This window comes from Parasutterella sp. St.1A3, from assembly GCF_059728705.1.
In genome coordinates this window covers 2,315,903-2,340,832 of the sequence record NZ_BAAGFK010000001.1, presented here as the reverse complement: position 1 = coordinate 2,340,832, position 24,930 = coordinate 2,315,903, and the positions used below count along the sequence as shown (strand labels likewise).

Here is a 24,930-nt window from a genome sequence, read left to right as displayed (position 1 = left end):
GAGCTCCTAATTTTAGCCAACTCAAAGCGGTGTCGGACGATTTAGTTGTGACAGAACGGGTCAAAGAAAGGATTAAAAACAATTGATTGGGAAGCGATAGTTGACGCAGTAATAGAATGACGTATTGTTTAAGCCTGAGTCGTAAAGAAGGAGACCGCATGCCAGAATTTGTCTACACCGAAAACAAAAAATCACAGATTTTTTTAAATGATTTCGGCATTGAAATTCCCATCATCGGGCTTCCCGGCTTTGGCTGGGGAACGCCTGAGCTGACAGCCGCAGTCTCTAACGCCGGAGGCCTCGGTGTTTTAAATGTCGGATTCATGAATGAAGACGAGATTGAGAAATCGGTCGCAGCGGTTCGCAAACTGACCGATCGGCCCTTTGCAGCCATGCTGTTCCCGCCGAAAAAAACACTTTTGGACAGTCGGAAACTAAAGCTTCTGAATATGGCGCTTTCTCCGCTTCGCGAGGATTTGGGACTTGAGACAAGCGCTGAAACACTGCAGCTTCCTGATTTTGACCGGCAGTTCAAGAAAATCATTGACCTGAGAGTGCCTGCGGTCGGGCTTCGTTTGGGTGGTCTTCGCGAACCTTACATGGAGAAGCTGGAAAGGTGCTGTATGCCGATCTTTGGACTTGCTTCAAATTTGCGCGACGCCAAAGTTCTGGTCTCTAGCGGGGTGAAGGCGGTCGTTGCGGTTTCGTGGGCTGAAGGCGGACTGCTTTCTTATGAAGAAGTTCCGGCTTACGGTGCGGAAGTGGATTCTCTTGCGTTGTGGCCTGAGTGCGCACGAGCCTTGAAAGTTCCGGTTATCGCGGCGGGCTCTGTAATGACCGAGGCGCACGCAGAGGCGGCAAAACTTTTTGGCTGCGCGGGCCTCATGCTCACAGATGCGCTGCTGTGCGCAGATGAGTCACCGCTTCCGGAAGCCTGGCGCACGAAGCTCTGCTACACAACGGACGCTTCAACTGAAATGTCCTCTGTTTATTTGGGACGTCCCGCCCGATTCCTTGCCAACGGTCTCTCTCGCACGATTCAGGAAAACGAACTTCCGGTTCTTGATTTCCCGTTCCAGTATTTTGCGCTCAGGGATATTTTTGATTCAGCGCTGAAGCAGAACCGAATTGATCTTGCTTATCTGGAAATCGGTCAGAATGCCTTCCGAGCCCAAAGTCTTCCGGTTCGTAGTATCGTAGAAACTTTTACAGACTACTGGAAGCGTTAAATGAAGAAGAATCAAGCCCTGGTTGTTGTTGATGTGCAGAATGATTTTTTGGAGAAGGGAGCGCTTCCTGTCCCGGCTGCAAGTGAGGTTGTTCCCGTTATTAATAAGATTGCTCCACTGTTTGACACCGTAGTTTTTACTCAGGACTGGCATCCTCAAAACCATATTTCTTTTGCTTCTCAGCATGAGGGCGGCCGCGTTTATGAGCTCGTTGACGTATCTTACGGGAAACAGGTTTTATGGCCGGATCACTGCGTTCAGGAAACGGTCGGATCTGAGCTTGCCCCGGGACTCGATACAAGTAGGTGTGCCCTTAATATAAAAAAAGGAACCAATCCCGAGCTTGATAGCTATTCAGCCTTTATTGAAGCAGATCGAAGTACTCTCACAGGTCTTGCCGAGCAGCTGAAGGAGCGGGGAATTGACGAGGTGTTTGTCTGCGGTCTTGCGACGGATTTCTGTGTTTATTGGTCGGCTTTGGACGCGGTAAAGCTCGGTTTCAAGACGAATCTCGTGGAAGACGCCTGCCGCGGCATCGATATTGACGGCTCGATTCAAAAAGCGATCGAGGACATGAAAGCGCGCGGCATTCATATCCTCACATCCGCAGAGCTTAGTTGATCAGAAGAAGAGCTTCATCAGAAGCGGTGTCAGAGCCGGCGCGAGCAACGCGGTTGTCAAGCCGGTTAATCCGATCGCGAGACTCGCGTAGGCGCCGGCGTCCGCATCGATCTGGAATGCTCTGGACGTGCCCATGCCGTGCGCTGAGAGCCCAAGCGCGAAGCCCTGAGCGGCTGCACCGTTAATATTTAGGAACTTGAAGAGCGGGCCCGCGGTGATAGAGCCGAGTACGCCGGTTAGAACCACAAGAGCGGCTGAAAGCGCGGGCAGACCGCCGAGCTTTTCTGCTACCGACATGGCGATCGGAGTGGTTACGCTCTTAGGCGCAAGACTGATGATCGTTTCCGGTGACGCGCCAAGTGCGCCTGCAATCAGTACGGTCGATACGATTGCTGTAAAAGCGCCCGCAAATAATCCGAGGATAACCGGAAGCCAGTTTTTAGCCAGCTGAATTCTTAGGTCGTACAGAGGAATAGCCAGTGCAACGGTCGTCGGCCCTAAAAGAAAATGAATAAACTGCGCACCTTGGAAATACGTCTGGTAGGGCGTTTTTGTCGCAAGCAGCAGCGAGACAACCAGAATAATCGACACCGCCACGGGATTGAGCAAAGAATTCCAATTGCTCCAGGCGTAAAGCTTCTGCGCAATCAGATAGGCAAGCAGCGTGACCGTGAGCCACAGCAGTGACGAGGTCGAAAGCGAAGCCCAGATTTCATTGACTTCATTCATGGCACTGCTCCTCAGATTTACGTATCCTGCGTTTCTCAAGCCAAATTCCGGAATATTTGATCACAAGTCCGGTAACCGCAATCGTAAGGATGGTGCTGAGCACCAGTGAGACACCAATCGGCAGCGCTTCATTTTTGATTCGCTCAAAGTGAAGGATGATGCCGACGCCGGCAGGGACAAAGAGTACGGCGAGGTAAGAAATCAGTACGAGCGAAATCGGTCGGGCATATGCGGCGAGCTTATCGTAGCTGATGAGTGCGATCAGAAGCAGGAACATTCCGAGAACAGGACCGGGTACAGGCAAATGGAAATACATTTCTGCCACATTCCCAAGAATCTGGAATATTAGAAGCAACACTAAACCGGCAATCATGATGAAAAAAATTATGGGTGAAAAGGAGGAGTCATAATTTATGACTAATTTTTTCAAAAAAAAGAAAAACGAGTACTTTTTTTCTCAAAATGGAAAATATGTTCGGTGTTAACTCGAATATAAAGAGATAGGGCGGTTCATTAAAATTTTTCAAAATCATTCGGCTAACAGCCGCTTTACTATCTAAGGAGTTCTAATGAGCGTACTTGAGTCTTATATGAAGGATCTTGCAGAATTGGTCAACTTGGACTGCGGATCCCACAACGTCGCCGGTGTTACCAAAGTCGCAGAAATCATGAAAAAGCACTTTGAATCGATCGGATTCAAAGCTGAGCTGGTTGATCTTGGTCCGGGAGCTGGAAACGGCATGTTCGCCTGCAACAAGCCTGACGCGGATCATTACGACGTTCTGTTCAATGCGCACATGGACACAGTCTTCCCTGACGGTGAAGCCGCAGCTCGTCCCCTTACCGTAAAAGGCGACAGAGCCTATGGTCCCGGCTGCAGCGACTGCAAGAGCGGTGTTCTGGCTATTTACTACGCACTCAAAGCCGCTCGTCCGGAAGATCTTGAAAGACTTTCCATCGCTGTTGCGCTGAATCCGGATGAAGAAACCGGTTCCCGTGCTTCGAGCGCCTGGCTCAGAGGCATTGCCGCCAAGTCTTCCCGCGCTCTGGTTTTTGAAGCCGCTCGCGAAGGCGGTCAGCTGGTTCGCTCCAGAAAGGGTTCTTCCAACTACGTTGTCACATTCAAGGGCGTTTCTTCTCACGCCGGCAATGCTCCGTATCGCGGTGCCAACGCCAATATCGCCGCCATGCGCTTTGCTCTGGCTGCCGCAGGCCTGGCTGATGTAGAAAAAGGCACAACAGTGAACCCCGGTGTTATCGAAGGCGGAAAAGCTCCGAACATTATTTCCGACTGCTGCGTCGTCAAACTGGACACCCGTTATTGGAACAATGAAGACGACAGGGCTCTTCATGAAGGCATCATGAAGCTTGCTGATGCGGTTTGGGCTCCGCGCGTAACTCAGACCATTGAACGCGTCAGCCACAGCAACTCCATGCCGCTTTCCGAAGCAACTAAGGAACTCGTTGCTCAGATCACTGAAGCCGCCAAGCTGGAAGGCTTTGACATTGACTGGGTTGACGCGGGCGGTGCTTCCGACGGCAACCACATGGCTGAAGCCGGTCTGCCCGTTATTGACGGATGCGGCCCTGCCGGCGGTGAATTCCACTGCGATCGCGAATTCCTTCGTATCGATACGATTGAAGAACGCATTCGCATGATCACTCGCTTCCTGACGCTGATCTAATCGATCTTTCTTCTCTGCCTGAGCTGCCGTTCTCTTTAAGAGCCGGCGGCTCTTTCGCATTTTCAGCGCCTAAATTTAGGATCGCGGCGGAATTCTCTCGGAAAGAGGCCGATAATGGCAGGAATCGAAAAGGAGCAGTTATGAAATTTGAACTGGAAAACGAAGAATATATTCGTCTTGGAGATCTTCTGAAAGCGGCCGGTGTGCTTCAGACGGGAGGCGAAGCCAAGCAGGTGATTCAAGCCGGAGAGGTAAAAGTGGACGGAGCCGTGCGTACGGAACGCGGCGCCAAAATCCGAGCCGGACAGATCGTGACTTACGCTGGCAAAGAGATTCAGGTTGAGGCTAAAGCCTAATCTTTTGCAATTCTCGGCGAAAACAAAAACCTGAATTCCCAAAAACTAGATCATAAATATTACTAGTAGTTACACACAGTGTCCAAATTGCCCGTAAACCGGGCATCAGGGCGTACGCATGAATTTATTTGTTAATTAGTGAGGTTAACGCCTCCAGAGCTGCTGTCGGAGACTGCAGCTTAGCCATGATTCGCTTCACGCTTTTAGCCTCTTTGCCGGTTTCGGTTTCCTCTTCTTTTTGAAGTTTTCTGATCATCCCGAGCGCCCATTTATTCAAGAGGACTCTGTTTTGCAGATAGTTGGCGTTTTTGCACTGTGTTCTATCTTGGTAGAAGTTAACATCCAGGACGTAGTGGAGGTCATTTTCAATTCCCCAGTGACGTCTAACGGCTCTGGCACATTGTTCTGCGATATGGGCATTCAAGAAGTTCAGGGAGCTAATGTAGTAGCGATCAAGAGAACTGATCTCGCCGGTTGTCTTGTTAACGCTCTCTGTTGTAGCTTTAATGATCGTGCCCTCATCCAGCCCTATCCACTTCTTCAATAAGGCTGCGGGCAGGCAACTTCCGGGAAGGACCGAAATCTTTCTTGTCTCGATTCTTCCATGTCCGAGTTCAACTTTTTCGGTCTCCAGCGTACGGGTTTCGGTGCGGTCCACGAAGCTTAACTGCATGTCATAAAACAACGATTTGTGGTTCTGTTTCACCGCAAGGCAGTAGTCTGCCTTTCTTTGGATTAAAGCTGAAGCAAACTTTTCCTGCGTATTGAGTGCATCGGCCGTAACAATACATCCTGCCAAATCGAGTCCCTCAACCATGGAGGCGGCGTGCGTGATCTCATTTTCCTTGCTCCCGATGAGCTTTTGTCCTAAAGCAATTCCATTTTCAGTGTCATAGAAGGTAAGGATGTATTTACCGGCTCTTTCTGCGCTTTTTCTGGAGGCTTTGACCGCTTGACCGTCCACTGCAACAATTCGAGAAGTAAATTTATGAAGCAGAGGTTCTACAAGTCTGCCGTAAAAGCTTTGGAATTGTTCAGGATCTATCAGCATAAGAAGACGCCGAACGGTATCGTGAGAAATATCCTGCTTAGGAAAGTCTTCAAATGCTGTTTCCAGGGCTGCCCGATGGTTGCTCCAATAATCTGCGATTTGCACACAACTTGTCTGCCCGGACAAGGAGCTGAGCAAAGCGACTAAATACACGTACGCCAAAGGATATTGAACCTTCGCAGCCTGACGAGGGTCAACGACTTCATTGGACAGAATTTCAGAGGTTTTGTTAACGATTTCTGCAGTTGAAGACTTAACCTCCTGCTTCAAGTCCTTGATTTGTTGTTTGAGAAGGTAGCTTTTGGCATAAGTAAATACGCCGTTAACGATCGTACCGACCTGGGTGCGCTGTTCACGAGATCTTTTGTGTTCCTTACTGTAGTAATAAGTGGACTTATAAACATAGAAGCGTTGTTGTTTCTCGTTCCAGTTGACCTTGCAGCCTTGCGGGATAAGGTCGAGGATTTCCTTGCTGACAGCCATCATACCACCTATTAAATTGTAGACATATATATTATATGCTATATTTCAAAAAAAGTCAACCGTTTTTGTCGACTTTTTAACGAGTTAAGGATGTTTTGTTAAAAATTTTGTGCGTTCGCCCTGACCGGGCATTGGGCATTATTTTTAACTGATTTAATAGATTATAATTATATAATCTACCTGGAGGGATTCATATGCTTGCGAAGACCATTGAGCATGTCATCAAGGTAAATATCAAGGGCAAGGACTATCTGTACCAATTTCAAAATGCTTGGGATCCGGTCAAACAGCGTTCTTATAGCAAACACCGAATTACCCTTGGGCGCCTGATTGACGGCAAGGTGGAATTGGGAAGGAAATTTCTTCGAGACAATCCTCAATACAAGGATGTTGAACTAACTTTTACCGATAACAAACTCTGTCCGGTTGGTATTGAAGAAGTCAGCCTTCCGGTGGCACAAATTGTTTTGAACCGGTCGGAAGCACTCAATGCCGGAGCCAGCTATGTATTAGAGCAAATTGCCAAGCAATCGGGAATAACTAAAGCCTTAAAGGTCGTCTTTCCTGAGCATTGGAAAGAGTTACTATCCTTAGCGATATTCTTAGTTATCCATCCTGACGCCACCGTCTCCAACTACGATGTAATAGCGCAAAACTCTCTCTATCCGACTGCCGCTATACCCTCTCAAAGAATCTCCGAAATATTTGAATCCATCGATTATCAACCCTCTGTCGAGCAATATCTGAAGCTGCGTCTTGCCTCCAATAAAGCATTGGACAAGAACAGTTACTGGGCATTTGATACCACTTCAGTGTCTTCTTTCTCACAAACCATTCATAAGGTTGCCTATGGGCATAACAAAGAAGACCCTGACATGGCCACGCTAAAGCTGGCGCTGCTGATCGATGAGAAGACAGCCGAGCCGCTTTACTACAAGGTGCTGGACGGTTCTATTGCTGATGTTGTTTTATTGAAGAACCTGTTTATCCAGCTGGCTAAACTTGATGCGGAAGATGTCAACCTGGTGTTGGATAGAGGGTTCTGCTCTGAACATAATCTGCAAATTATGTTCCGCAATCACGTAGGCTTTGTCTGTGGACTTCGTTCAGAGCTAAAAATTGTTGAGCAAACTTTTAAGGAGGTGGCAGGATCACTCAGACTATGCTTGCCGGCAGCATTTAAAAATAGTGTTAACTGCTTTTGTGCAACGCGCGAAATTCAATGGTATTCCAACACAAGAAAATATGGCGCCGAACAGGACAAGTTGTTTATCCATATCTATTACAGCAAAGAAAGAGAAGCTGACTATGTCATGAATATGACTCAATTAGTCGAAAGTTTTAAGTTGCGTCTGAAAAATGGGAAAGTGCCTAACTCACCGTATTTCAAGCGATTCTTCAAACGCGGAAAAGGTGACGACGGCAAGGTCAAATATGATTTTAATGTTCCGGCTTGGGCTCAGTTCTGCCAGAGTTGTGGTTTCTTCTTTCTTGGTTCTGACAGAATTTCCTTACCGGATGAGGCTCTAAACATTTACCGTCAAAAGGACACCGTCGAAAAAGCGTTTAATAACTACAAAGATAGATGCGGCGGCAGAAGATTGAGGTGTTTGCAGAGAGCTTTAGATGGAAAGGTCTTTGTCACGTATTTAGCTCTGAGTTTAAGACTGATGCTGCATAAGCGGATGCAGGACGCCAACATTGACCCGGAGCAAGCTCCACGCCTGATAAGTGAACTTAATGCATTAACCGTCTATAAGTTCGCTCCTGAGGGCCAAGTCACATATCTCTGGCACGAGATCCCAAAGCGTTACAAGGAACTTATGCAGAAGTTGAAAATAAAAATCCCCGCCCCGATTTTTGTAATCTAGGAGCGGGAATTCAGGCAAAAAAAGCCTCTTGCGAGGCTGGCAGCTGCTTTCGTTCCATCAGCAAACAGAACTCGGGCTACTCGGATCTTGTACTTTGCGCGTCAGGCAACAGCGACAGCTCTGACAATGCCGCAGCGCATTCTCAGAGCTTTTATGCTGCTTTGACTTTAATAATTACTTGCGCTTGTTCTGAGGCGCTGCAGGCGGACGTCCTTCAATATGACGGAATGTGATGCGTCCTTTGGTCATATCGTAGGGAGAAATTTCAAGAGAAACTTTATCGCCGGCGAGAATGCGAATGTGATGTTTGCGCATTTTACCGTTGGTGTAAGCGATAAGTTCATAGCCGTTGTCGAGTTGAACGCGATAGCGGGCGTCTGGGAGCACTTCTGTAACAGTTGCGCTGGCTTCAATCAGGTCTTCTTTTGCCATATAAATGTAAATGAGTTCCTTTGTTTTTTCAGAACTGAGTTTTAAACGCTGTGATTCTACCTTAGGCGGGGCGCAAGATTCTGATTAATTGCTAGGTAACCGCCGATACTGGGTAACAAAAATCGATTTATGCCGCTTCAGATTGTTAAGAATGCGGCATCAGGATTGTGTTTAAGCGTAATTTGCTACAATCGGAACTTCGAAAAAATAACGAATCGCCCCGGGAAACGGCCGGGCCTTGGAGTCAGCCATGAAGAATATCCTGATTGTTTACTATTCTCGTATGGGCCATACTGCCCGTATCGTCCGCCGTATCGCTGAACAGCTTGAAGCAAAGGGCGATTCTGTCGAACTCATGCCGGTGGCCGAAGCGCTGCGCGAAGGTGTGGACTGGGACAAGCATGATTTTGTTCTCTGCGGTTTCCCGGTCGTTTACGGCACCTATCATCCGAACGTTTATGAGTTTGTCCGCAATAACTGCACGCGTCTTGACCACAAACCCAACGCAATGTTCAATGTGACGGTGGTCGCGCGCACGCCTTTTAAAGCAACGGTGGAAGGCAACCGCTACATGCAGAACTTCCTGAACCGCTCTCCGTGGCGCCCTCGTGATCTGAAGTGCTTTGCCGGCAAGATCGACTATCCCAACCTGAATTTCTTTGATAAGAAATGCATTCAGCTCATTATGAAGATCACAAACGGGCCGACCGATCCGTCCATGTGCATCGACTTTACCGATTGGGATGACGTCAAAGCTTATGCGGATCATATCCACGAGCTTGCAAATCAAGCCTAAGGTCACGTTTTTTAGACTGTTTTTATCACAGCTAACCCGCTAAAATTAGCGGGTTAAGATTTTTTTGGGAAGAGCAAAAAATGACAGATGCTCAGCAATATCCGTGGCTGAGGAATTACCCGGAAGGGGTCCCGGCCGAGATTAATCCCGATATCTACGAGTCTCTTGTGGATTTCCAGGAAAAAATGTGTGAGGAGTACGCCACTGCTCCGGCGTTTTCAAATCTGGGCTCCAACATGAGCTATCGGGACTTTGGTGCGAAGGTCACGGCGCTTGCCGCGTATCTGCAGTCTCTCCCGGGCGTCGAGCAGGGCGACCGAGTCGCGCTGATGATGCCGAATTTGTTCCAGTATCCGGTGGCTTTATTTGCCGTACTGAAAGCCGGACTGATTGTTGTGAACGTCAATCCGCTCTACACAAGCCGTGAGCTTGGCGGAGTACTGAAGGATTCGGAAGCGAAAGTTCTGATCATCATCGAGAACTTTGCCAAGACCTTTGAGAGAATCCAGAAGGAAACTTCGGTCGAGCATGTGATCACGACTCAGGTTGGCGACCTGCTCCCGACTCCTAAGCGCATGCTGGTCAACTTCATGGTGAAGCGTGTCAAGAAGATGGTGCCAGAATTCCATCTCGAGCATGCGGTTATGTTTACCGAAGCGCTTGCAAAAGGCGCCTCTCTGGAATACAAGAAACCCAAGATTGATCGCTATGACATCGCGCTTCTGCAGTACACGGGCGGCACAACCGGCGTCTCTAAGGGCGCCATGCTGACACACCGCAATGTGCTGGCCAATCTGCAGCAGACCGGTATTTGGATTTCTTCCGACTTCAAGAAGGCAAGTGAAGTCGTGATGACAGCGCTTCCGCTTTACCATATCTTTTCACTTACAGCGATGTGCAGCTTCATGCAGTGGGGCGCCCGTATGGTGCTTATCACGAATCCCCGCGACATGAAGGGCCTCGTTAAAGAATGCGCAAAGCAGCACTTTACTGTTATTTGCGGCGTCAACACGCTCTTTAACGGACTGCTGAACACGCCGGGCTTTGATCAGGTTGATTTCTCTATGCTGAAGCTCACTGTCGGCGGCGGCACTCAGGTGCAGAAAACCGTGGCAGAGCGCTGGAAGAATGTGACAGGAGGAGCTATCAGCGAGGCTTACGGTTTAACGGAAGCTTCTCCGGGTGTGGCCGCAAATCCGCTGAACACCCCGTGGAACGGCTCAGTCGGCTTTCCGTTCCCCTCAACGATCGTGACCATCCGAGGCGAAGGATTTAAGGATCTCGGGCAGTGGACAACTCCGCAGGAGATTGAGGAGCACACCGGCGAAATCTGTGTCAAAGGTCCGCAGGTCATGCGCGGCTACTGGAATCGCCCGGAAGAAACGGCCGCCACGCTGCGCGACGGCTGGATGCGTACCGGAGATATCGGCAATATGGACAGCAACGGCCGTATTACGATTACCGACCGTCAGAAGGACATGATTCTGGTTTCCGGATTCAATGTTTATCCGAATGAGGTCGAAGCGGTGCTGCAGAGCATGCCGGAAATTCTTGAGTGCGGCGTCGTGGGTGTGCCGAGCGAAAAATCCGGTGAAATGGTCAAGGCTGTGATCGTTAAGAAAGATCCGTCCCTGACGGCGGATCAGGTTAAAGCTTACTGCCGCCAAAACCTGACCGGTTACAAGATGCCGCGTGAAATCGTATTCGTGGAATCGATCCCGAAGACACCTGTCGGCAAGATTCTGCGCAGAGAACTTAAAGATATCGTGAATCCGAAGAGTGAATAAACTCTGATCGCGCACAAAAGAGGCCCGCTTCACCGCGGGTTTTCTTTTATTCGGAGTCTTTAATGAGCTGCAGGCCTACTGGTTCAGGATAAATTGCGAAGCGATAGGGTGTTTTTTTCAAACGCGGCCTAGGCTAGAGAATAAAAATAAGGGTTTATGCGATGGGGGATTGAGCAATTTTTGCTCTCCTGATATTGTTTGATCTCAAATAGATTTGCAGTGAAGTATGAACGGGCAATGAACATGGACGTTCGTTCATACCGCTTTTATCTTTACCCAAGGAGAATTCTATGTCCTGGACCGTGTGGGCGGCCGTCGTTGTGGTTATCGCAACGGTTTATGCCCTGATTAAACGATATGAAACACGTCTTGTCCTTCTGACATCCGGTTTCGTAATGGCTTTTATTTCACTTCAGCCGATGGTGGCTTTTAAGCAGTTTGATAAGTCGATGACCAACGGCAGTCTGATCATCGCTATCTGTTCAGCGCTCGGCTTTGCGGCTGTGATCTCACTGACAAAGTGCGACGTGCATTTAGTGAGTCTTCTGATGAAGCCGCTCAAGAGATTGGGTGTCTTTCTTCTGCCCTCATGCATGATCGTCACCAGCGTGATCTCGACAGCGATCCCTTCGATGGCAGGCCTTTCGGCAGCGGTCGGTCCGACCATGATTCCGATCATGATTCGCTCCGGTTTCAAACCGGCGATTGCCGCTGCGGCAGTCGGCGGCTGCATGATGCCCGCCTACCTCAACCCCGGTGTTTCTCACAATCCGTTCATCTCTAAACTCGCCTCGATGGAGATTATGCAGTTTATCGGCGCGCATGCGGTGACAACGGTCACGTTAGGCGCGATCAGTATTCTCATCATTACGATTACGTGCTTCGCTTACGGCGACTTTAAGAAAAACGACACCGCAGTTAAAGAAGCCGTGGAAGAGGCAAGCAATGAGATTGCCCGTCCGAATATTTTCTTTGCGATTGCTCCGCTGGTTCCGGTGGTTCTTCTTGTCTGCGCTTCGCTTTGGGCCCCTCAGCTCAAGATGTCGGTGGCGACCGCGATGCTGATCGGAACGTTCTACGCGCTTGCTGTCACACGTTCCAACCCTGAGGAAGTCACAAAGAAATTCTTTGCGGGCATGGGCAACGGTTACGCCAAGATTCTCGGCATCATTATCGCAGCGGGTGTATTTGCGGCAGGTTTACGTGCCGCTGGCGTCATTGACGTTTTTGTTCAGTATCTGACCCATACCAATGAAGTGGCGAAAATCGGCGGCGCCTTCGGCCCGTTTATTTTGGCCGTGCTGACCGGCTCCGGCGACGCAGCGGCGTTCGCTTTCAACGAAGCGGTGACTCCCCATGCTCCGACATTCGGTATGACGATTGACGGACTCGGGTATATCGCCATGATGGCGGCCGGTATCGGCAGACAGGCTTCTCCGCTTGCAGGCGGCATCATTCTTCTGTCCGGCATTGCCGGCGTCTCTCCGGTGGAGGTTGTGAAGCGCACGGCACCCGCGGCTGTCGTCATGGTTATTTGCCTCTACTTCTTGGTTTAAGGAGCTCTTGATTTATGAAGAATATTCCTCAGGTCAATGAGAAAGTTCTGGAACTCGTTCAAACAGTCGCCAAGGAGCCTGCAGTAGCGGACGCGCTGAAACTTATCGCCGATCAGACGGAAATAGCGATGCAGGAACAAATCGAGCTCTGCGAAATAGAAGCGCCGACTTTTCATGAAGAAAAGCGCGCGGCTTCTGTTGCGGAGCGTATGAAACGCTATGGACTGTCTAACGTTCATATTGACGAAATCGGCAATGTGATTGGGGTTCGCAAAGGCAGTGGAAACGGCCCTGTACTTGCGCTTGGAGCGCACATGGACAGCGTTTTCCCGGCCGGTACCGACGTTAAGGTTCGGCAGGAAGGCAATATTTACCGCGCGCCGGGAATCGGCGACAACTGCTCCGGACTGCGGGCGATTCTGCAGGTGCTTCGTGCGCTTGAAGCTCAGAAGATCGAAACGGTCGGAGACATCTGGTTTGTCGGAACCGTGGGCGAAGAAGGAAACGGCGATATCCGCGGCTCTAAGCATTTATGTGCCAACAATAAGCTTGACGGCTTTATCGCAGTTGACAGCACCGACGTCGGCCGTGTTCTTTACGGCGCGGTTGGCTCTCATCGCTGGCGCCTTTCGATTGACGGCCCCGGAGGACATTCCTTTGCCGAATTCGGCAAAGCGCCGAGCGCGATTCACGCGGTGTGCCGTGCCGGCGACAAGGTCGCGGATATTCAGGTTCCTGCAGATCCGAAAACAACCTTCACTATCGGCACCATTAAAGGCGGAACAACCGTGAACACCATTGCCGCGCACTGTGAGGTTGATGTGGATATCCGCAGCGTCTCCAATGAGGAGCTTCTGCGCGTTGAAGCGGAAATTCTCAGCGCCTTTGAAGGAGCGGTTAAAGCGGAAAACGCTCGCTGGGGCGTGACCGATGAGACTAAGAAGCTCAGACTGACAAAAACTCAGATCGGCAATCGACCGGGCGGCATGCGTCCGCATGATTGTCCGGTTCTTCAGGCCGCACGCAGCGCTCAGAAAGTTCTGGGTATTGAACTGACTAATTACGGCATGTCTTCAACCGATGCGAATGCCCCTATGAGTCGGAATATTCCGGCCACATGTCTTTGCTCAGGCGGTAAGGGTATCGGAGCGCACACTGTCAACGAATATTTCGTTATGGAGCATACGGAGCTTGGGCCGCAGCTGATTATGCTGGCTGCACTCTCGCTTGCTGGTACGAAGAACACAGAGCCGCTTTTGTAAGCAGTCACTTTTTTCCCAAGGCCCCCGCTCTCTTAATGCGGGGGTTTTTTGTATGGTTGTAACGGAAAGAGGTTATAGGGATTGCATACTTACCTATGCTTAGGTCTATTGGGTCGAAGCTCCGTGCAGAGCAGGAAAGACAACGAACACAAGAGATAGGAAATACTTTTGTGTTCATTTATCGATACAAGAAAGCTATTTAATATCTAAGGGAAAACCCTTGAATATAAAAATAAAATACTTCTCTGAATGAATGTTCATTCAGAAAATCGTCTAGAATCTTTAAGTCTCATTAGTAAGCAAAAATAAATTGAGGATCCCATGATTTTTCAGAAGGTAAAAACCATAACGGTAGTCTCTGTTTTGGCGCTGGCCGCATTAACGGGATGCGACGACCAGAAGAAGGGCGGCGCCCCTGCCAACGCTATGGTCCCTCAGGTATCGGTGGTTGAAATTCAGCCTGATACAAGGGCGCAAACCACAATTCTTCAAGGAAGAACAGCTCCTTTCCTTGTTGCTGAAGTTCGTCCTCAGGTTTCAGGCATTCTGCAAAAGCGTCTGTTTAAAGAGGGCGAGGAAGTCAAAGAAGGCCAACCGCTTTATCAGATTGATCCGGCGGTTTATAAGGCTGCAGTCGAAAGCGCAAAAGCTGAAGTTGAAAGAGCCAAATCTTTGGTCATGCAGACTCGCAATAGTGCGAATCGCTATGCGCAGCTTGTTAAGACTGAAGCAGTGAGCAAACAGATGAACGAGGATGCTCAGGCAGCCTACAAGCAGGCGCAGGCTTCTTTGCTCGCTGCCCAGGCTCAGCTTAAGAATGCTGAGATTAACTTCGGCTATACCACGATCACTTCACCGATTACTGGAAAGATCGGTCGTTCTCTTGTGACGCCCGGCGCACTTTTGAGCGGCTATCAGGCCAACAACATGGCAGTCGTTCAGACGCTTGACCCGATTTATGTCGATGTCAATGAATCGAGCCGTGATCTTCTGAAGCTGAAGAAAGAGATTGCCGAGGGCCGCATCAAAGTGAATGAAGGTGCCATTCCCGTCTCTCTGACTCTTGAAGACGGAAGTGTCTATCCTCTTGAAGGCAAACTTGAACTTTCAGAAGTTTCTGTTGATGAAGGTACCGGAACAATCACACTCAGAGCGGTTTTTCCGAACCCTAATCAGACACTGCTCCCCGGTATGTATGTTCGCACGAAGCTTCCGCAGGGTCTGCGTGAAAATGCGATTTTTGTTCCGCAACGCGCAGTGCTTCGTGAATCCAACGGCTCTCCTTACGTCTATGTTGTTCAGGACGGAAAGATCGCCATTAAGAAAATTAAGACAATTAAGACTGAAGGTACTGACTGGCTTCTGGAAAGCGGACTGGAGCCCGGCGACAAGGTCGTCATAGAAGGCCTGCAGCGCATTCGCCCCGGAGTTCCGGTCAACATCGTTCCGACTATGGCCGAACAGGCAGCTCAGCAACAGAAGAAGTAACCGCAGGGTAGCAAGATGGCAAAGTTTTTTATTAATCGTCCGATTTTTGCTTGGGTGATTGCAATTGTGATCATGCTTGCCGGCACACTCTCGATTCTAAATTTGCCGGTTTCCATGTATCCGCAGATTGCTCCGCCTCAGGTGAGTATTTCCGCAACCTATCCGGGTGCATCTGCCAAGACTATTGAAGATACTGTCGTTCAGATTATTGAACAGAAGATGACTGGTCTTGACGGGTATCTGTACATGAGCTCAACCAGTGAGTCGAGCGGAAGAATCAATATTACGCTGACTTTCGCTGCCGGAACCAATCCCGATATGGCTCAGGTTCAGGTGCAGAACCGATTGGCGCAGGCACAGTCCTCGCTGCCGGAAGTGGTCCAGCGACTTGGTATTACCGTTATCAAGACGACCGCGAGCTTTCTGAAAGTTGTCGGTCTGACGTCTAAGAGCGGCAAGGTTTCTGAAGCCGAACTCGGCGACTATTTGGTCTCGCGAGTGCAGGAGCCGCTGAGTCGTGTTGAAGGTGTCGGTGAAGTTCAGGTGTTTGGTTCGGCCTTTGCGATGCGTATCTGGCTGAATCCGGAAAAGCTCTATGAATACGGATTGACACCGTCGGATGTGACAGCCGCGATTCAGGCACAAAACGTTCAGATTTCTTCCGGTCAGGTGGGCGGTCTGCCAGCTGCCAAAGGGACGGAACTGAACGCGACCATTACTTCGAGTTCGCTCCTAGAGACGCCTGAGCAGTTCGGCAATATTTTTCTGAAGACTCAGTCGAGTGGAGCTCAGGTATTCCTGAAGGATGTCGCCCGAATTGAAAAAGGCCCGCAGATGTACGAGGCGACAGCCTTTTTTAACGGTAAACCTTCTTCAGCTATCGCAATTAAGCTTGCTTCCGGCGCAAATGCTTTGAGAACTTCCGAGCTCGTCGACGAGAAGATGAAAGAGCTCTCGCAGTACTTCCCGCAGGACTACGAATACATTATTCCGTTTGACACTACTCCGTTCGTTCGTATCTCCATTAAGGGCGTGATTCAGACGCTGATGGAAGCGATTGTGCTGGTGGTTCTGGTTATGTATCTTTTCCTTCAGAACTTCCGCGCGACACTTATTCCGACGATTGCTGTGCCGGTGGTTGTACTTGGTACGTTCGGTGTACTCGGAGCTATGGGCTACTCGATCAACATGCTGACGATGTTCGCCATGGTGCTCGCGATCGGTCTGTTGGTAGATGATGCGATTGTTGTGGTGGAAAATGTTGAGCGTGTGATGGATGAAGAGCGTCTCTCGCCGCATGACGCAACAGAAAAATCAATGAAGCAGATCACGGGTGCGCTGGTCGGTATTGCGATGGTGCTTTCTGCCGTGTTCGTTCCGATGGCCTTCTTTGGAGGCTCTACCGGTGTCATTTACCGTCAATTCTCTGTCACGATCGTGGCGGCAATGGGTTTGTCTGTACTAGTTGCTCTGACGCTGACTCCGGCTCTGTGCGCGACAATTCTTCGTCCGATTAAGCACGATAAAAAACAAACAGGTTTCTTCGGCTGGTTCAATCGCGTGTTTAATTCCGGCGCGCAGTCCGCGACACATGCCGTCGGCTACATGACCGGCCGATGGAAGCGTTTCATTGTGATTTACGGTGTCATTATTGCGGGCGTGGTTTTTGGCTTTTTAAAGATTCCGACTGCATTTATGCCGGATGAGGACCAAGGTTCTTTGATGGTTCAGATTACGCTTCCGGAAGGATCGACTCGCGAACAGACTCTTCCGGTCATTGAGCGAATGCAGAATTACATGCTGACGCAAGAGAAGGAAAATGTGGAAAGCGTGATGACGGTCGCAGGCTTTAGTTTGGCCGGTATGGGCCAGAATTCTGCCATGGCCTTTGTCAAACTGAAGGACTGGAGCGAGCGTAAGCGTCCGGACCAGAAGGCTCAGGCTATTGCCGCACGTGCCAATCGTACGCTGATGAGCTGGAAAGACTCCTTCGCGTTTGGTTTTGCGCTTCCGCCGGTTCCCGAGCTTGGTATGGCTGACGGTTTTGACCTTTATTTGCAGGATCTGGGGGGCGCCGGTCATGCCGCTCTGATGGATGCCAGAAATCAGATGTTGGGTATGGCTCAGCAGAATCCGCTGCTCTATAACGTGCGTCCGAACGGTAAGGAAGATGCGCCGCAGTTACAGCTCAATATTGACTTCAGCAAAGCCGCGGCGCTTGGAGTGAGCGTTTCCGCTGTCAATAGCGCGCTTTCTACGGCTTGGGGTTCGACTTACGTTAATGACTTCTATGACAACGGCCGTATTAAGCAGGTTTATGTTCAGGGCGACGCCGATTATCGTCAGAGACCCGAGGATTTAGACAAGTGGTATGTGCGCAATGATCAGGGCAAGATGGTTCCGTTCTCCGCTTTCAGTTCTGCTGAGTGGAAGTTCGGTTCCTCCAAACTTGAACGTTTCAACGGGTTAGGTGCAGTGAACATCCAGGGCGCGCCCGCTGCAGGATTTACGACCGGTCAGGCAATGCTGGCGATGGAAGAGATCGCCAAGAGTCTGCCTTACGGATTCGGACTTGCCTGGAACGGCATTTCTTTCCAGGAACGTCAGGCCGGAGCTCAGGCCGGAGCGCTTTACGCACTGTCTATTTTGATCGTGTTCCTCTGCTTGGCCGCGCTTTATGAAAGCTGGTCAATTCCGATTGCGGTCATTATGGTGGTGCCGCTCGGTGTTATTGGAGCGCTTGGTATGACCGGCGCATTCGGAATGAATAACGATATTTACTTCCAGGTTGGTCTTTTGACAACAATCGGTTTGGTTAGTAAGAACGCGATTTTGATTGTGGAGTTTGCTAAAGAGCTCCATGAGAAAGGCATGTCGATCGTAGAGGCAGCAGCTCAGGCCGTTAAGCTCAGACTTCGACCGATTCTGATGACCTCTCTTGCGTTCGGTCTCGGCGTTCTTCCGCTTGCTAAAGCGGCTGGCGCAGGTTCAGGTGCGCAGAACGCGATCGGTATCGGTGTTCTCGGCGGTATGCTTACGGGTACTTTCCTGTGTATTTTCTTCGTACCGCTTTTCTACGTATTGATTATTAAACTGTTTGGCGACAAGACGCATAAACCTCAGACCGACGGAGAATCCAAATGAGAATCATAAAAGTTACAACATTGGCTTGCGCAGTTCTGCTTGCGTCGGGCTGTACGATGGCGCCCAAGTATGAGCGTCCCGAAGCGCCGGTTGCTCAAACGTTCCCGAGCGGAGATGCGTATGCCGATGTTGAAAAAACGGCTGCGCCGCTGCCGCTTTGGGAGGATTTCATTACTAATCCCAAGGCTCGCCAGGTTGTTCGCCTCGCGCTTGAAAACAACCGAGATCTTCGTGTTGCGCTGTTCAATGTTGAAAAGGCCTATGCCGCTTACGGCATTCAGCGCGCGCAGCTTCTTCCGTCAGTTGCGGGCGGTTTAAACGAGACGGCGGGAAGAACTCCTCGTTCTGTTTCTGCGACTGGATCCGGCTATGTTTCTCACACCTATCAGGCCAATCTTTCATCCACCGCTTGGGAGCTTGATCTCTTCGGTCGAGTAAGGAGTCTCTCTGAAGCGGCATTACAGAGCTACTTTGCTGTAGAGGAAAACAGAAGTGCTGCACAAAATACGCTGATTGCCTCTGTGGCTAACGCTTGGATTAACCTTGGCGCGCAGAAGGAGCTTTTACGTCTGCAGAAGATTACGCTTGAGAGTCAGGAAAAGAGCTATAAGCTGATGGAGCAGAGTCACCGTCTAGGCGCAAGCTCGCTTCTTGAACTCGAGCAGGCCAAAACAACGGTTGCGACCGCAAGAGCAGCGGTCGCAAGCTACGAGCGCACAGTGGCTCAAGCGAGAAATGCATTGAATCTTCTCGTAGGCGCTGATGTGCCAGCGATGTTGGAGCCGGAAAAGCTCGAAGATGCGACGAACTTCGGAGCGATCGCTCCAGAAGGACTCTCAAGTGACATTCTTCTCAATCGACCAGATATTCGTGCGGCGGAAAATAATTTGAAAGCAGCAAATGCCAACATTGGCGCAGCTCGTGCAAACTTTTTTCCGAGAATTTCTCTGACGGCGGGCATCGGTTCCACGTCTCGTCATCTGAGTGATTTATTTGATGCCGGTACAGGTCTTTGGACATTTGCGCCTTCAATTTCACTTCCGATCTTTACGGGCGGAGCGAACTTGTCTACGTTGCGCCAGGCTGAAGCTCAGCAGAAGATCATGGTCGCGACTTACGAGCAGACCATTCAGCAGGCCTTTGCCGAAGTTAGTGACGCGCTTGCGACAGTAGGTACCGTGAAACAGCAGACTGCTGCGTTAAAAGATTTGGTGACGGCGACAGAACGAGCCTATACGCTATCTCAGAACCGTTACAAGAACGGTCTTGACGGATTCCTGACGGTTCTTGAAAGTCAGCGTCAGATGGTTGCAGCACAGACTAATTTCATCAGCGCTGAGTCTATGCGCCTGAGCAGCGGCATCAATCTTTACCGTGCGCTCGGAGGCGGAGCTGTTCGTGAAGAACAGACCGTCGCGGCAGCTTCTGTGAAGGGAGAGTCTTAATGGGCAGCCCTCTCAACTTAACACGTCAGGATGAGAAAAGACTGAAAATTCTCGCGGCTGCGGAGGAGACCTTTTTAGAAAAAGGTTTCCACGCTGCGAGCATGAGCGACATTGCTCGTAAAGCAGGCATCAGCACGCCGCATTTATATAACTTTTATGAGAATAAAGCGGCGATTGCGTTGTCAGTTCAGGAAAAGATGGCTGAAGAGACCTTCACGCTTTTGACCGGAGCAATGAATTCTGAACCGGAAGAGCAGGAAAAGTTTATCAAGCACCTGCTTGATCCTCGTCGAGCCTCGCTGACTCTGACGATGATGACGGAAGCGACTAGAAATCCTGTTGTCATGGAGCGTGTCGTTGAAAACGGCGAGAAACTCATGACTCAGCTTAGGGAGCACTATCACATTAAAGAGGATGACGAGGATCGACTTTTCCGTCTTGAGGTGTCGATGAGGCTGTTTCTTGGAATCAGCATTGGCAGCGTTTTTTGCGGAATCGTCGAAGGGGGAAAGCTTCGTAATATTCTTATGGAAATCAATCGTTGGCTCGTGGATAATAAATCTGAGACTAATTGTTTAAATGGTGAGGAGAAAACGAATGCTGTCTAGTCAGGAGCTCGTCCAATTTCGTCGTGATCTTCACTCCTATCCGGAGACCGGATGGTGTGAATTTGTGACAACTTTCAAGGTTGTCCAAAAATTGAGATCGTTTGGAATTGAACCTAAGTTTGGCCGTCAGATTATTAATCCGGAGTTTGTTGCAGGCCGCAATGAAAAGGCTGTAGAAGCGGCACAGAAGGCAGCGCTTGACAAAGGCGTTTCCGCAGAATTTCTGGAGCAGATGGGCGGTTATACAGGCGTACTTGCAACGATTGAAACTGGCCGTCCCGGCCCCGTACTTGCCGTTCGATTCGATATGGACTGTGTGGACGTACAGGAAGCTCTGGAAGCAGGCCATAGACCGTTTGATGAAGGCTGGGCCAGCACCAACCCGGGCCACATGCATTCCTGTGGGCATGATGGTCACACAACGATGGGTATCGGCCTTTGTTCTTGGCTTGTTGAGAACAAGGATAAGTTGTGCGGTACGATCAAGGTTCTTTTCCAGCCTGCGGAAGAGGGTGTAAGAGGTGCTCGGCCGGTTGCTGAATCAGGTGTCCTGGATGACGCGGATTACTTTTTCGGTAACCACTTGGGATTTAATCTGCCCACCGGCACGATTTCACCTGAGCCCGGACTTTTTCTAGCTTCTACCAAGCTGGATGCGGAGTTCGTTGGTTTAGCCGCGCATTCAGGTGCGGACCCGCACAAAGGAAAGAATGCGCTTTTGGCTGCCGCAACTGCTACATTAGCGGTACATGGTATCATTCGACCGGTTCAGGAAACAACTGCGCTGAACGTGGGGACGCTGCATGCTGGTCAAGGCCGCAACGTGGTTGCGCCGAATGCTTTTATGCAGCTTGAGGTTCGCGGGGAAACCGAAGAAGTCAACAGTTACATGCGTGAGGAAGCTATTCGCAAGATCAAAGCGAGCGCAGATATGTATGACTGCGAGGTGAAGATCGTTAAGGCCGGAGAAGCGACCGAATTTAAACCGGATCGTAAAGCCATTGATTTGGTTTACGAAGCGGCGATTCCGGTTGTCGGCGAAGAGATGATTAAGAAGATGGATCTGAAGCTTGGCAGCGAAGACTGTACGATTCTGCTTCGCAGAGTTCAGCAGAGGGGCGGAGTCGGTACGTTCATCATCTTTGGATGCGAGACCAAAGCAGGACATCATCAGAGGCTCTTTGACTTTGACGAGCGGGTTCTGGATATTGCAGTGTCCTTCTATAAGAATCTGGTACCGATGATTTGCGGTTTTAAATAGACTACTTATTTAAACCATAGCAAGAAGCCTTGCTCTTTGCGGAGCAAGGCTTCTTCTATATTCTCGTATTAGCGGTTGCGGTCCCTGCGGTCTTTAACCGCATGTGCGAGAGACTCAACTGCTTTAACCGTGTCGTCCCATCCAAGGCAGGCGTCCGTAATAGACTGACCGTAAACCAGTTCCTGTTCTTTGCCTTTGACGAGAGGCTGGTTGCCTTCGACAAGATTAGACTCGAGCATAACGCCCATGATGTGGCAGCTGCCGGAAGAAATTTGCCGGCAGATATCCTGTACGACGGCCAGCTGTTCCTTATGTTTCTTATGGCTGTTGGAGTGGCTTGCATCGATCATGACGGAGGGTCTCAGTCCTGCAGCCTGAAGTTTTTCGCAGCACTCGGACACGCTCTTTTCGTCGTAATTGGTTGTTTTACCGCCGCGAAGAATCACGTGGCAGTCTTCATTTCCGCCCGTAACGACAATAGCGGAGTGGCCTCCCTTGGTTACAGAAAGGAAAACATGCTCATGGGAAGCGGCATTAATCGCGTCGATAGCAATTTTCACGTTGCCATCGGTTCCGTTTTTGAATCCCACCGGGCAGGAAAGGCCGCTGGCGAGTTCGCGGTGTACTTGGCTTTCTGTTGTTCTTGCTCCGATCGCGCCCCAGGAGATTAAGTCAGCGATGTACTGAGGCGTGATCATGTCGAGGTATTCGGTGCCTGCGGGGACGCCGAGTTCGTTGATATCGAGCAGCAGCTCCCGCGCAACGCGCAGTCCGTGGTTGATGTGGTAGCTGCAGTCCAGGTCCGGGTCGTTGATCAGGCCTTTCCAACCGATTGTGGTTCTCGGTTTTTCGAAATATACGCGCATGATGATTTCGAGATCATCAGCAAACTGTCTGCGAAGGTCGACGAGTTTTTCTGTATATTCGACCGCCGCTTTCGGGTCATGGATTGAGCACGGACCAACGATGACTAGCAGGCGGTCGTCCAAGCCGTGAATGATTTCATGGCCCGCGGTACGGGCAAGGTGTACGGTTGTTGAAGCAAGCTGTCCGCAGGGAAATTCTCTGATCAGGTAAGAAGGTGGAGTAAGTTCTCTTATTTCTTTGATTCTGACGTCATCGGTATTGAAAGCCATTATTTATTCTCCGTTTATCCGCGATATCCGAGGTTGGCAATAAAAAACCGCCGGGACCTTTTGGTACGGCGGTTAAGTTTAAGTGACTCCTGATTATGCGTGCAGAGTATCCTTTTCCGCCGACAGCGAAAAATAAAAGCTAAAGTAATAAAAGAAAAACTGTGCTGCACGCATGATTCAGTATTCAATGATTGAAAAATGATTGATATAGATAAAATTTACTTCAAAAATTGCTGTTATGCGGAATTATTTGCAGACTTTTTTAAAGACATATCGTTTCCCCTACAGTCGGATCTCTGGAACCCCGACGGTTGTCAAGTATGTTTGAGTAAATCTTGCCCTTAATCTTGCGAAGCAAGACTATTGCTTATTTTTTTAGTTGGTTTGTCCGAGTAAAAAGGAGGCTATTGTTGATACATACAGAAGAGGCCAATCTACAAATCTCTCCAGGCTGTTTTAAGGACCCTTTTGGATCCTATTTGCCTACCATGAAATTCAAGATCAGTCCGTTCGTGCCTTATAAGGAAGACTGGTTGTAACCAATTGGCTGTAGCAGGCTGTGGAACGGGCCTTTCGGCTTTCTCATGCTTAGTTAAAGTCGATTTTGCTCGAACTGTATCATTAAGTTAAACCCTTATGCTCCTTTGGGTAATGAGCATTTAGCGATTCCGGCTATTTTGGGATCGTATGCCTTACGGCTTATGAGAACGGCCCTAACGATCCGTAACAGTTTAGCTGCAACGGCACATACCAGTTTTCCCCACGGCATTTTTTCTTTTTGCTTCTTTAAAATCCACTTCGTTAACTGTTTGGATTCCAATTTTCCTCTATTGGCCATGTTAATCACGCTCCCGGCCCCTTGCACCATTAAAGACCTCATTGTTTTGTCTCCTCGATGGGTGATTTTTCCTTTCTTCTCGTTGTGCCCCGTAGCAAAGCTTCTTGGTACCAAACCATAATAGGCAGGAAAATCTTTGGGATTTTTAAATCTCTTTATGTCTCCAATCGTTGCACGAAGTCTGCAGCAGCTGATTAAACCCAGCCCCGGAATCGTTTGAATTAGCTGGCAAACTTTATCGTTCTTAGCTAGCACCTCAAGGGTTTTGGTGATTTTATTCAAGGCCCTTTGAACTGTTTGAGCGTGTGTGACCATGTCAACGAGACTTTCCTTGAGTTCCTCCGGAAAAGCTGCGTGATTTTCAATCAGATCTTTCAATCGAGCTTTCCCGCTGATTCCTTTCGATATATTCAATCCCCAGGCTTGGCAAATCCCTTTTAAAGACACAATGCTCTGTCTATATTGCTTGATATATTGTTCCCGCAGCGTTGTTAAGCTCGCGTACTTTTGTTGCTCCATATCTTTGGCTTTGATCGTTCGTAACTGTGTATCCCGTGTAAGGAACGCCAGCGCCTGAGCATCATTTAAATCGGTTTTTTGATTTGAAAAATGAGACTCAATGTAATCCCTTACATTCTTGCCGCCGATAACCAGGCAGCGATGTCCCCACCCTTCTAACCTTTGAACTAAGTAATTCATTTCAGTACAAGGCTCCATAGCGAACGTCGTAGGACTAAGCTCCTGTGCATTTTTTTCAAGCTCTTGATAGTCCAGGCGATCGATACCAACAATTTCTCCATCCGTTGTTATCAGAACAGCACTGACGCAATTCTTGGCTAAATCAAGGCCGATAACTTCATATTCGAGGTTTGTGTCGATTGACTTTGCGAGTATCCTTCTAATTGACATGGGATCACCTTCTTAAAGATTTTGTCACTTTGATTTTGCTCCCTGCATCGGACTGGGAGCAAAGGGGTTCCATGTCATTAGGAAACAGATTTATGACTAGAATAAATGCCTGGGGGGATTTTCCCGTAGCGCTAATTGGCAGGATCAGGGAAGAAAATTAATAGAGGGGTGAGTTATTGGTTTGGGTGAGATATCCTCGCTAACTTTATTTGTGAGTATGTGTTTTTTAGAAACGAATCATCA

Annotated in this window: 20 protein-coding genes; 14 read left to right on the top strand and 6 right to left on the bottom strand. The window is 49.4% G+C overall.

Annotation, left to right across the window (positions count from 1 at the left end):
* The first annotated feature begins 158 nt into the window (after positions 1-158).
* Together AC6I1F_RS10810 and pncA are read left to right on the top strand one after the other, a co-directional pair.
* A complete protein-coding gene (locus AC6I1F_RS10810; RefSeq protein WP_160336304.1) occupies positions 159-1,229 on the top strand; it encodes an NAD(P)H-dependent flavin oxidoreductase in 1,071 nt (356 codons plus the stop codon).
* A complete protein-coding gene (gene pncA, locus AC6I1F_RS10805; protein ID WP_160336305.1) occupies positions 1,230-1,850 on the top strand; it encodes a bifunctional nicotinamidase/pyrazinamidase in 621 nt (206 codons plus the stop codon). It begins immediately after the preceding gene.
* On the opposite strand, the gene AC6I1F_RS10800 is transcribed toward pncA, so the two are convergent.
* Together AC6I1F_RS10800 and AC6I1F_RS10795 are read right to left on the bottom strand one after the other, a co-directional pair.
* The gene (locus AC6I1F_RS10800; protein WP_160336306.1) at positions 1,851-2,579 is read right to left on the bottom strand and encodes an LrgB family protein; all 729 of its coding nucleotides are present in this window, start codon (positions 2,577-2,579) and stop codon (positions 1,851-1,853) included. It lies immediately after the preceding gene.
* The gene (locus AC6I1F_RS10795; RefSeq protein WP_160336307.1) at positions 2,572-2,952 is read right to left on the bottom strand and encodes a CidA/LrgA family protein; all 381 of its coding nucleotides are present in this window, start codon (positions 2,950-2,952) and stop codon (positions 2,572-2,574) included. The genes AC6I1F_RS10800 and AC6I1F_RS10795 overlap by 8 nt, the downstream gene beginning before the upstream one ends.
* A 196-nt stretch (positions 2,953-3,148) precedes the next feature.
* Here AC6I1F_RS10795 and AC6I1F_RS10790 point away from each other — a divergent pair, with 196 nt between their 5' ends.
* Together AC6I1F_RS10790 and AC6I1F_RS10785 are read left to right on the top strand one after the other, a co-directional pair.
* A complete protein-coding gene (locus AC6I1F_RS10790) occupies positions 3,149-4,264 on the top strand; it encodes a M20 family metallopeptidase (RefSeq protein WP_160336308.1) in 1,116 nt (371 codons plus the stop codon).
* A gap of 140 nt (positions 4,265-4,404) precedes the next feature.
* Positions 4,405-4,620 carry an RNA-binding S4 domain-containing protein gene (locus AC6I1F_RS10785; protein WP_160336309.1) on the top strand — a complete coding sequence of 72 codons (216 nt, stop codon included), beginning with the start codon at positions 4,405-4,407 and terminating at the stop codon, positions 4,618-4,620.
* A gap of 124 nt (positions 4,621-4,744) precedes the next feature.
* Here the strand turns inward: AC6I1F_RS10785 and AC6I1F_RS10780 are convergent, their stop codons facing one another.
* Complete coding sequence (locus AC6I1F_RS10780; RefSeq protein WP_160336432.1) at positions 4,745-6,154, bottom strand: ISAs1 family transposase; 1,410 nt, start codon at positions 6,152-6,154, stop codon at positions 4,745-4,747.
* 194 nt (positions 6,155-6,348) lie between these two features.
* Here AC6I1F_RS10780 and AC6I1F_RS10775 point away from each other — a divergent pair, with 194 nt between their 5' ends.
* Positions 6,349-8,025 carry an IS1634 family transposase gene (locus AC6I1F_RS10775; RefSeq protein ID WP_497801780.1) on the top strand — a complete coding sequence of 559 codons (1,677 nt, stop codon included), beginning with the start codon at positions 6,349-6,351 and terminating at the stop codon, positions 8,023-8,025.
* A gap of 174 nt (positions 8,026-8,199) precedes the next feature.
* On the opposite strand, the gene infA is transcribed toward AC6I1F_RS10775, so the two are convergent.
* A complete protein-coding gene (infA, locus tag AC6I1F_RS10770) occupies positions 8,200-8,457 on the bottom strand; it encodes a translation initiation factor IF-1 (RefSeq protein ID WP_160336248.1) in 258 nt (85 codons plus the stop codon).
* A gap of 250 nt (positions 8,458-8,707) precedes the next feature.
* Between infA and hemG the strand changes: the two genes are divergently transcribed.
* The 9 genes from hemG to AC6I1F_RS10725 all read left to right on the top strand — a co-directional run bounded on the left by hemG (position 8,708) and on the right by AC6I1F_RS10725 (position 21,804).
* Positions 8,708-9,253 carry a menaquinone-dependent protoporphyrinogen IX dehydrogenase gene (gene hemG, locus AC6I1F_RS10765; RefSeq protein WP_160336247.1) on the top strand — a complete coding sequence of 182 codons (546 nt, stop codon included), beginning with the start codon at positions 8,708-8,710 and terminating at the stop codon, positions 9,251-9,253.
* Positions 9,254-9,333: 80 nt separating this feature from the next.
* On the top strand, positions 9,334-11,040 hold the full coding sequence (locus AC6I1F_RS10760) for an AMP-binding protein (protein ID WP_290432608.1): 1,707 nt from the start codon (positions 9,334-9,336) through the stop codon (positions 11,038-11,040).
* A gap of 290 nt (positions 11,041-11,330) precedes the next feature.
* On the top strand, positions 11,331-12,596 hold the full coding sequence (gene dcuC, locus AC6I1F_RS10755; protein WP_160336245.1) for a C4-dicarboxylate transporter DcuC: 1,266 nt from the start codon (positions 11,331-11,333) through the stop codon (positions 12,594-12,596).
* Between the two features lie 14 nt (positions 12,597-12,610).
* On the top strand, positions 12,611-13,858 hold the full coding sequence (locus AC6I1F_RS10750; protein WP_160336244.1) for a M20/M25/M40 family metallo-hydrolase: 1,248 nt from the start codon (positions 12,611-12,613) through the stop codon (positions 13,856-13,858).
* A 321-nt stretch (positions 13,859-14,179) separates the two neighbouring features.
* Entirely contained in the window at positions 14,180-15,346 is a 1,167-nt protein-coding gene (locus AC6I1F_RS10745) for an efflux RND transporter periplasmic adaptor subunit (RefSeq protein ID WP_160336243.1), read from the top strand.
* 15 nt (positions 15,347-15,361) lie between these two features.
* Positions 15,362-18,490, top strand: a complete 3,129-nt coding sequence (locus tag AC6I1F_RS10740; protein WP_160336242.1) for an efflux RND transporter permease subunit — start codon at positions 15,362-15,364, stop codon at positions 18,488-18,490.
* Positions 18,487-19,935: an efflux transporter outer membrane subunit gene (locus AC6I1F_RS10735; RefSeq protein ID WP_160336241.1), complete on the top strand. Its 1,449-nt coding sequence runs from the start codon at positions 18,487-18,489 to the stop codon at positions 19,933-19,935. The genes AC6I1F_RS10740 and AC6I1F_RS10735 overlap by 4 nt, the downstream gene beginning before the upstream one ends.
* On the top strand, positions 19,935-20,543 hold the full coding sequence (locus AC6I1F_RS10730; RefSeq protein ID WP_160336240.1) for a TetR/AcrR family transcriptional regulator: 609 nt from the start codon (positions 19,935-19,937) through the stop codon (positions 20,541-20,543). The genes AC6I1F_RS10735 and AC6I1F_RS10730 overlap by 1 nt, the downstream gene beginning before the upstream one ends.
* On the top strand, positions 20,533-21,804 hold the full coding sequence (locus AC6I1F_RS10725; RefSeq protein WP_160336239.1) for an amidohydrolase: 1,272 nt from the start codon (positions 20,533-20,535) through the stop codon (positions 21,802-21,804). The genes AC6I1F_RS10730 and AC6I1F_RS10725 overlap by 11 nt, the downstream gene beginning before the upstream one ends.
* 68 nt (positions 21,805-21,872) lie before the next feature.
* Here AC6I1F_RS10725 and aroG read toward each other — a convergent pair whose 3' ends face one another.
* Both aroG and AC6I1F_RS10715 read right to left on the bottom strand, forming a co-directional pair.
* The gene (aroG, locus tag AC6I1F_RS10720; RefSeq protein ID WP_277612792.1) at positions 21,873-22,943 is read right to left on the bottom strand and encodes a 3-deoxy-7-phosphoheptulonate synthase AroG; all 1,071 of its coding nucleotides are present in this window, start codon (positions 22,941-22,943) and stop codon (positions 21,873-21,875) included.
* 631 nt (positions 22,944-23,574) lie between these two features.
* Entirely contained in the window at positions 23,575-24,687 is a 1,113-nt protein-coding gene (locus AC6I1F_RS10715) for an IS110 family RNA-guided transposase (RefSeq protein ID WP_290432607.1), read from the bottom strand.
* Positions 24,688-24,930: the final 243 nt, after the last annotated feature.

Coding starts and splice junctions, on each gene's coding strand:
- AC6I1F_RS10810 (WP_160336304.1), top strand. CDS start 159: ATGCCAGAATTTGTCTACACCGAAAACAAAAAATCACAGATTTTTTTA.
- pncA (WP_160336305.1), top strand. CDS start 1,230: ATGAAGAAGAATCAAGCCCTGGTTGTTGTTGATGTGCAGAATGATTTT.
- AC6I1F_RS10800 (WP_160336306.1), bottom strand. CDS start 2,579: ATGAATGAAGTCAATGAAATCTGGGCTTCGCTTTCGACCTCGTCACTG.
- AC6I1F_RS10795 (WP_160336307.1), bottom strand. CDS start 2,952: ATGATTGCCGGTTTAGTGTTGCTTCTAATATTCCAGATTCTTGGGAAT.
- AC6I1F_RS10790 (WP_160336308.1), top strand. CDS start 3,149: ATGAGCGTACTTGAGTCTTATATGAAGGATCTTGCAGAATTGGTCAAC.
- AC6I1F_RS10785 (WP_160336309.1), top strand. CDS start 4,405: ATGAAATTTGAACTGGAAAACGAAGAATATATTCGTCTTGGAGATCTT.
- AC6I1F_RS10780 (WP_160336432.1), bottom strand. CDS start 6,154: ATGGCTGTCAGCAAGGAAATCCTCGACCTTATCCCGCAAGGCTGCAAG.
- AC6I1F_RS10775 (WP_497801780.1), top strand. CDS start 6,349: ATGCTTGCGAAGACCATTGAGCATGTCATCAAGGTAAATATCAAGGGC.
- infA (WP_160336248.1), bottom strand. CDS start 8,457: ATGGCAAAAGAAGACCTGATTGAAGCCAGCGCAACTGTTACAGAAGTG.
- hemG (WP_160336247.1), top strand. CDS start 8,708: ATGAAGAATATCCTGATTGTTTACTATTCTCGTATGGGCCATACTGCC.
- AC6I1F_RS10760 (WP_290432608.1), top strand. CDS start 9,334: ATGACAGATGCTCAGCAATATCCGTGGCTGAGGAATTACCCGGAAGGG.
- dcuC (WP_160336245.1), top strand. CDS start 11,331: ATGTCCTGGACCGTGTGGGCGGCCGTCGTTGTGGTTATCGCAACGGTT.
- AC6I1F_RS10750 (WP_160336244.1), top strand. CDS start 12,611: ATGAAGAATATTCCTCAGGTCAATGAGAAAGTTCTGGAACTCGTTCAA.
- AC6I1F_RS10745 (WP_160336243.1), top strand. CDS start 14,180: ATGATTTTTCAGAAGGTAAAAACCATAACGGTAGTCTCTGTTTTGGCG.
- AC6I1F_RS10740 (WP_160336242.1), top strand. CDS start 15,362: ATGGCAAAGTTTTTTATTAATCGTCCGATTTTTGCTTGGGTGATTGCA.
- AC6I1F_RS10735 (WP_160336241.1), top strand. CDS start 18,487: ATGAGAATCATAAAAGTTACAACATTGGCTTGCGCAGTTCTGCTTGCG.
- AC6I1F_RS10730 (WP_160336240.1), top strand. CDS start 19,935: ATGGGCAGCCCTCTCAACTTAACACGTCAGGATGAGAAAAGACTGAAA.
- AC6I1F_RS10725 (WP_160336239.1), top strand. CDS start 20,533: ATGCTGTCTAGTCAGGAGCTCGTCCAATTTCGTCGTGATCTTCACTCC.
- AC6I1F_RS10715 (WP_290432607.1), bottom strand. CDS start 24,687: ATGTCAATTAGAAGGATACTCGCAAAGTCAATCGACACAAACCTCGAA.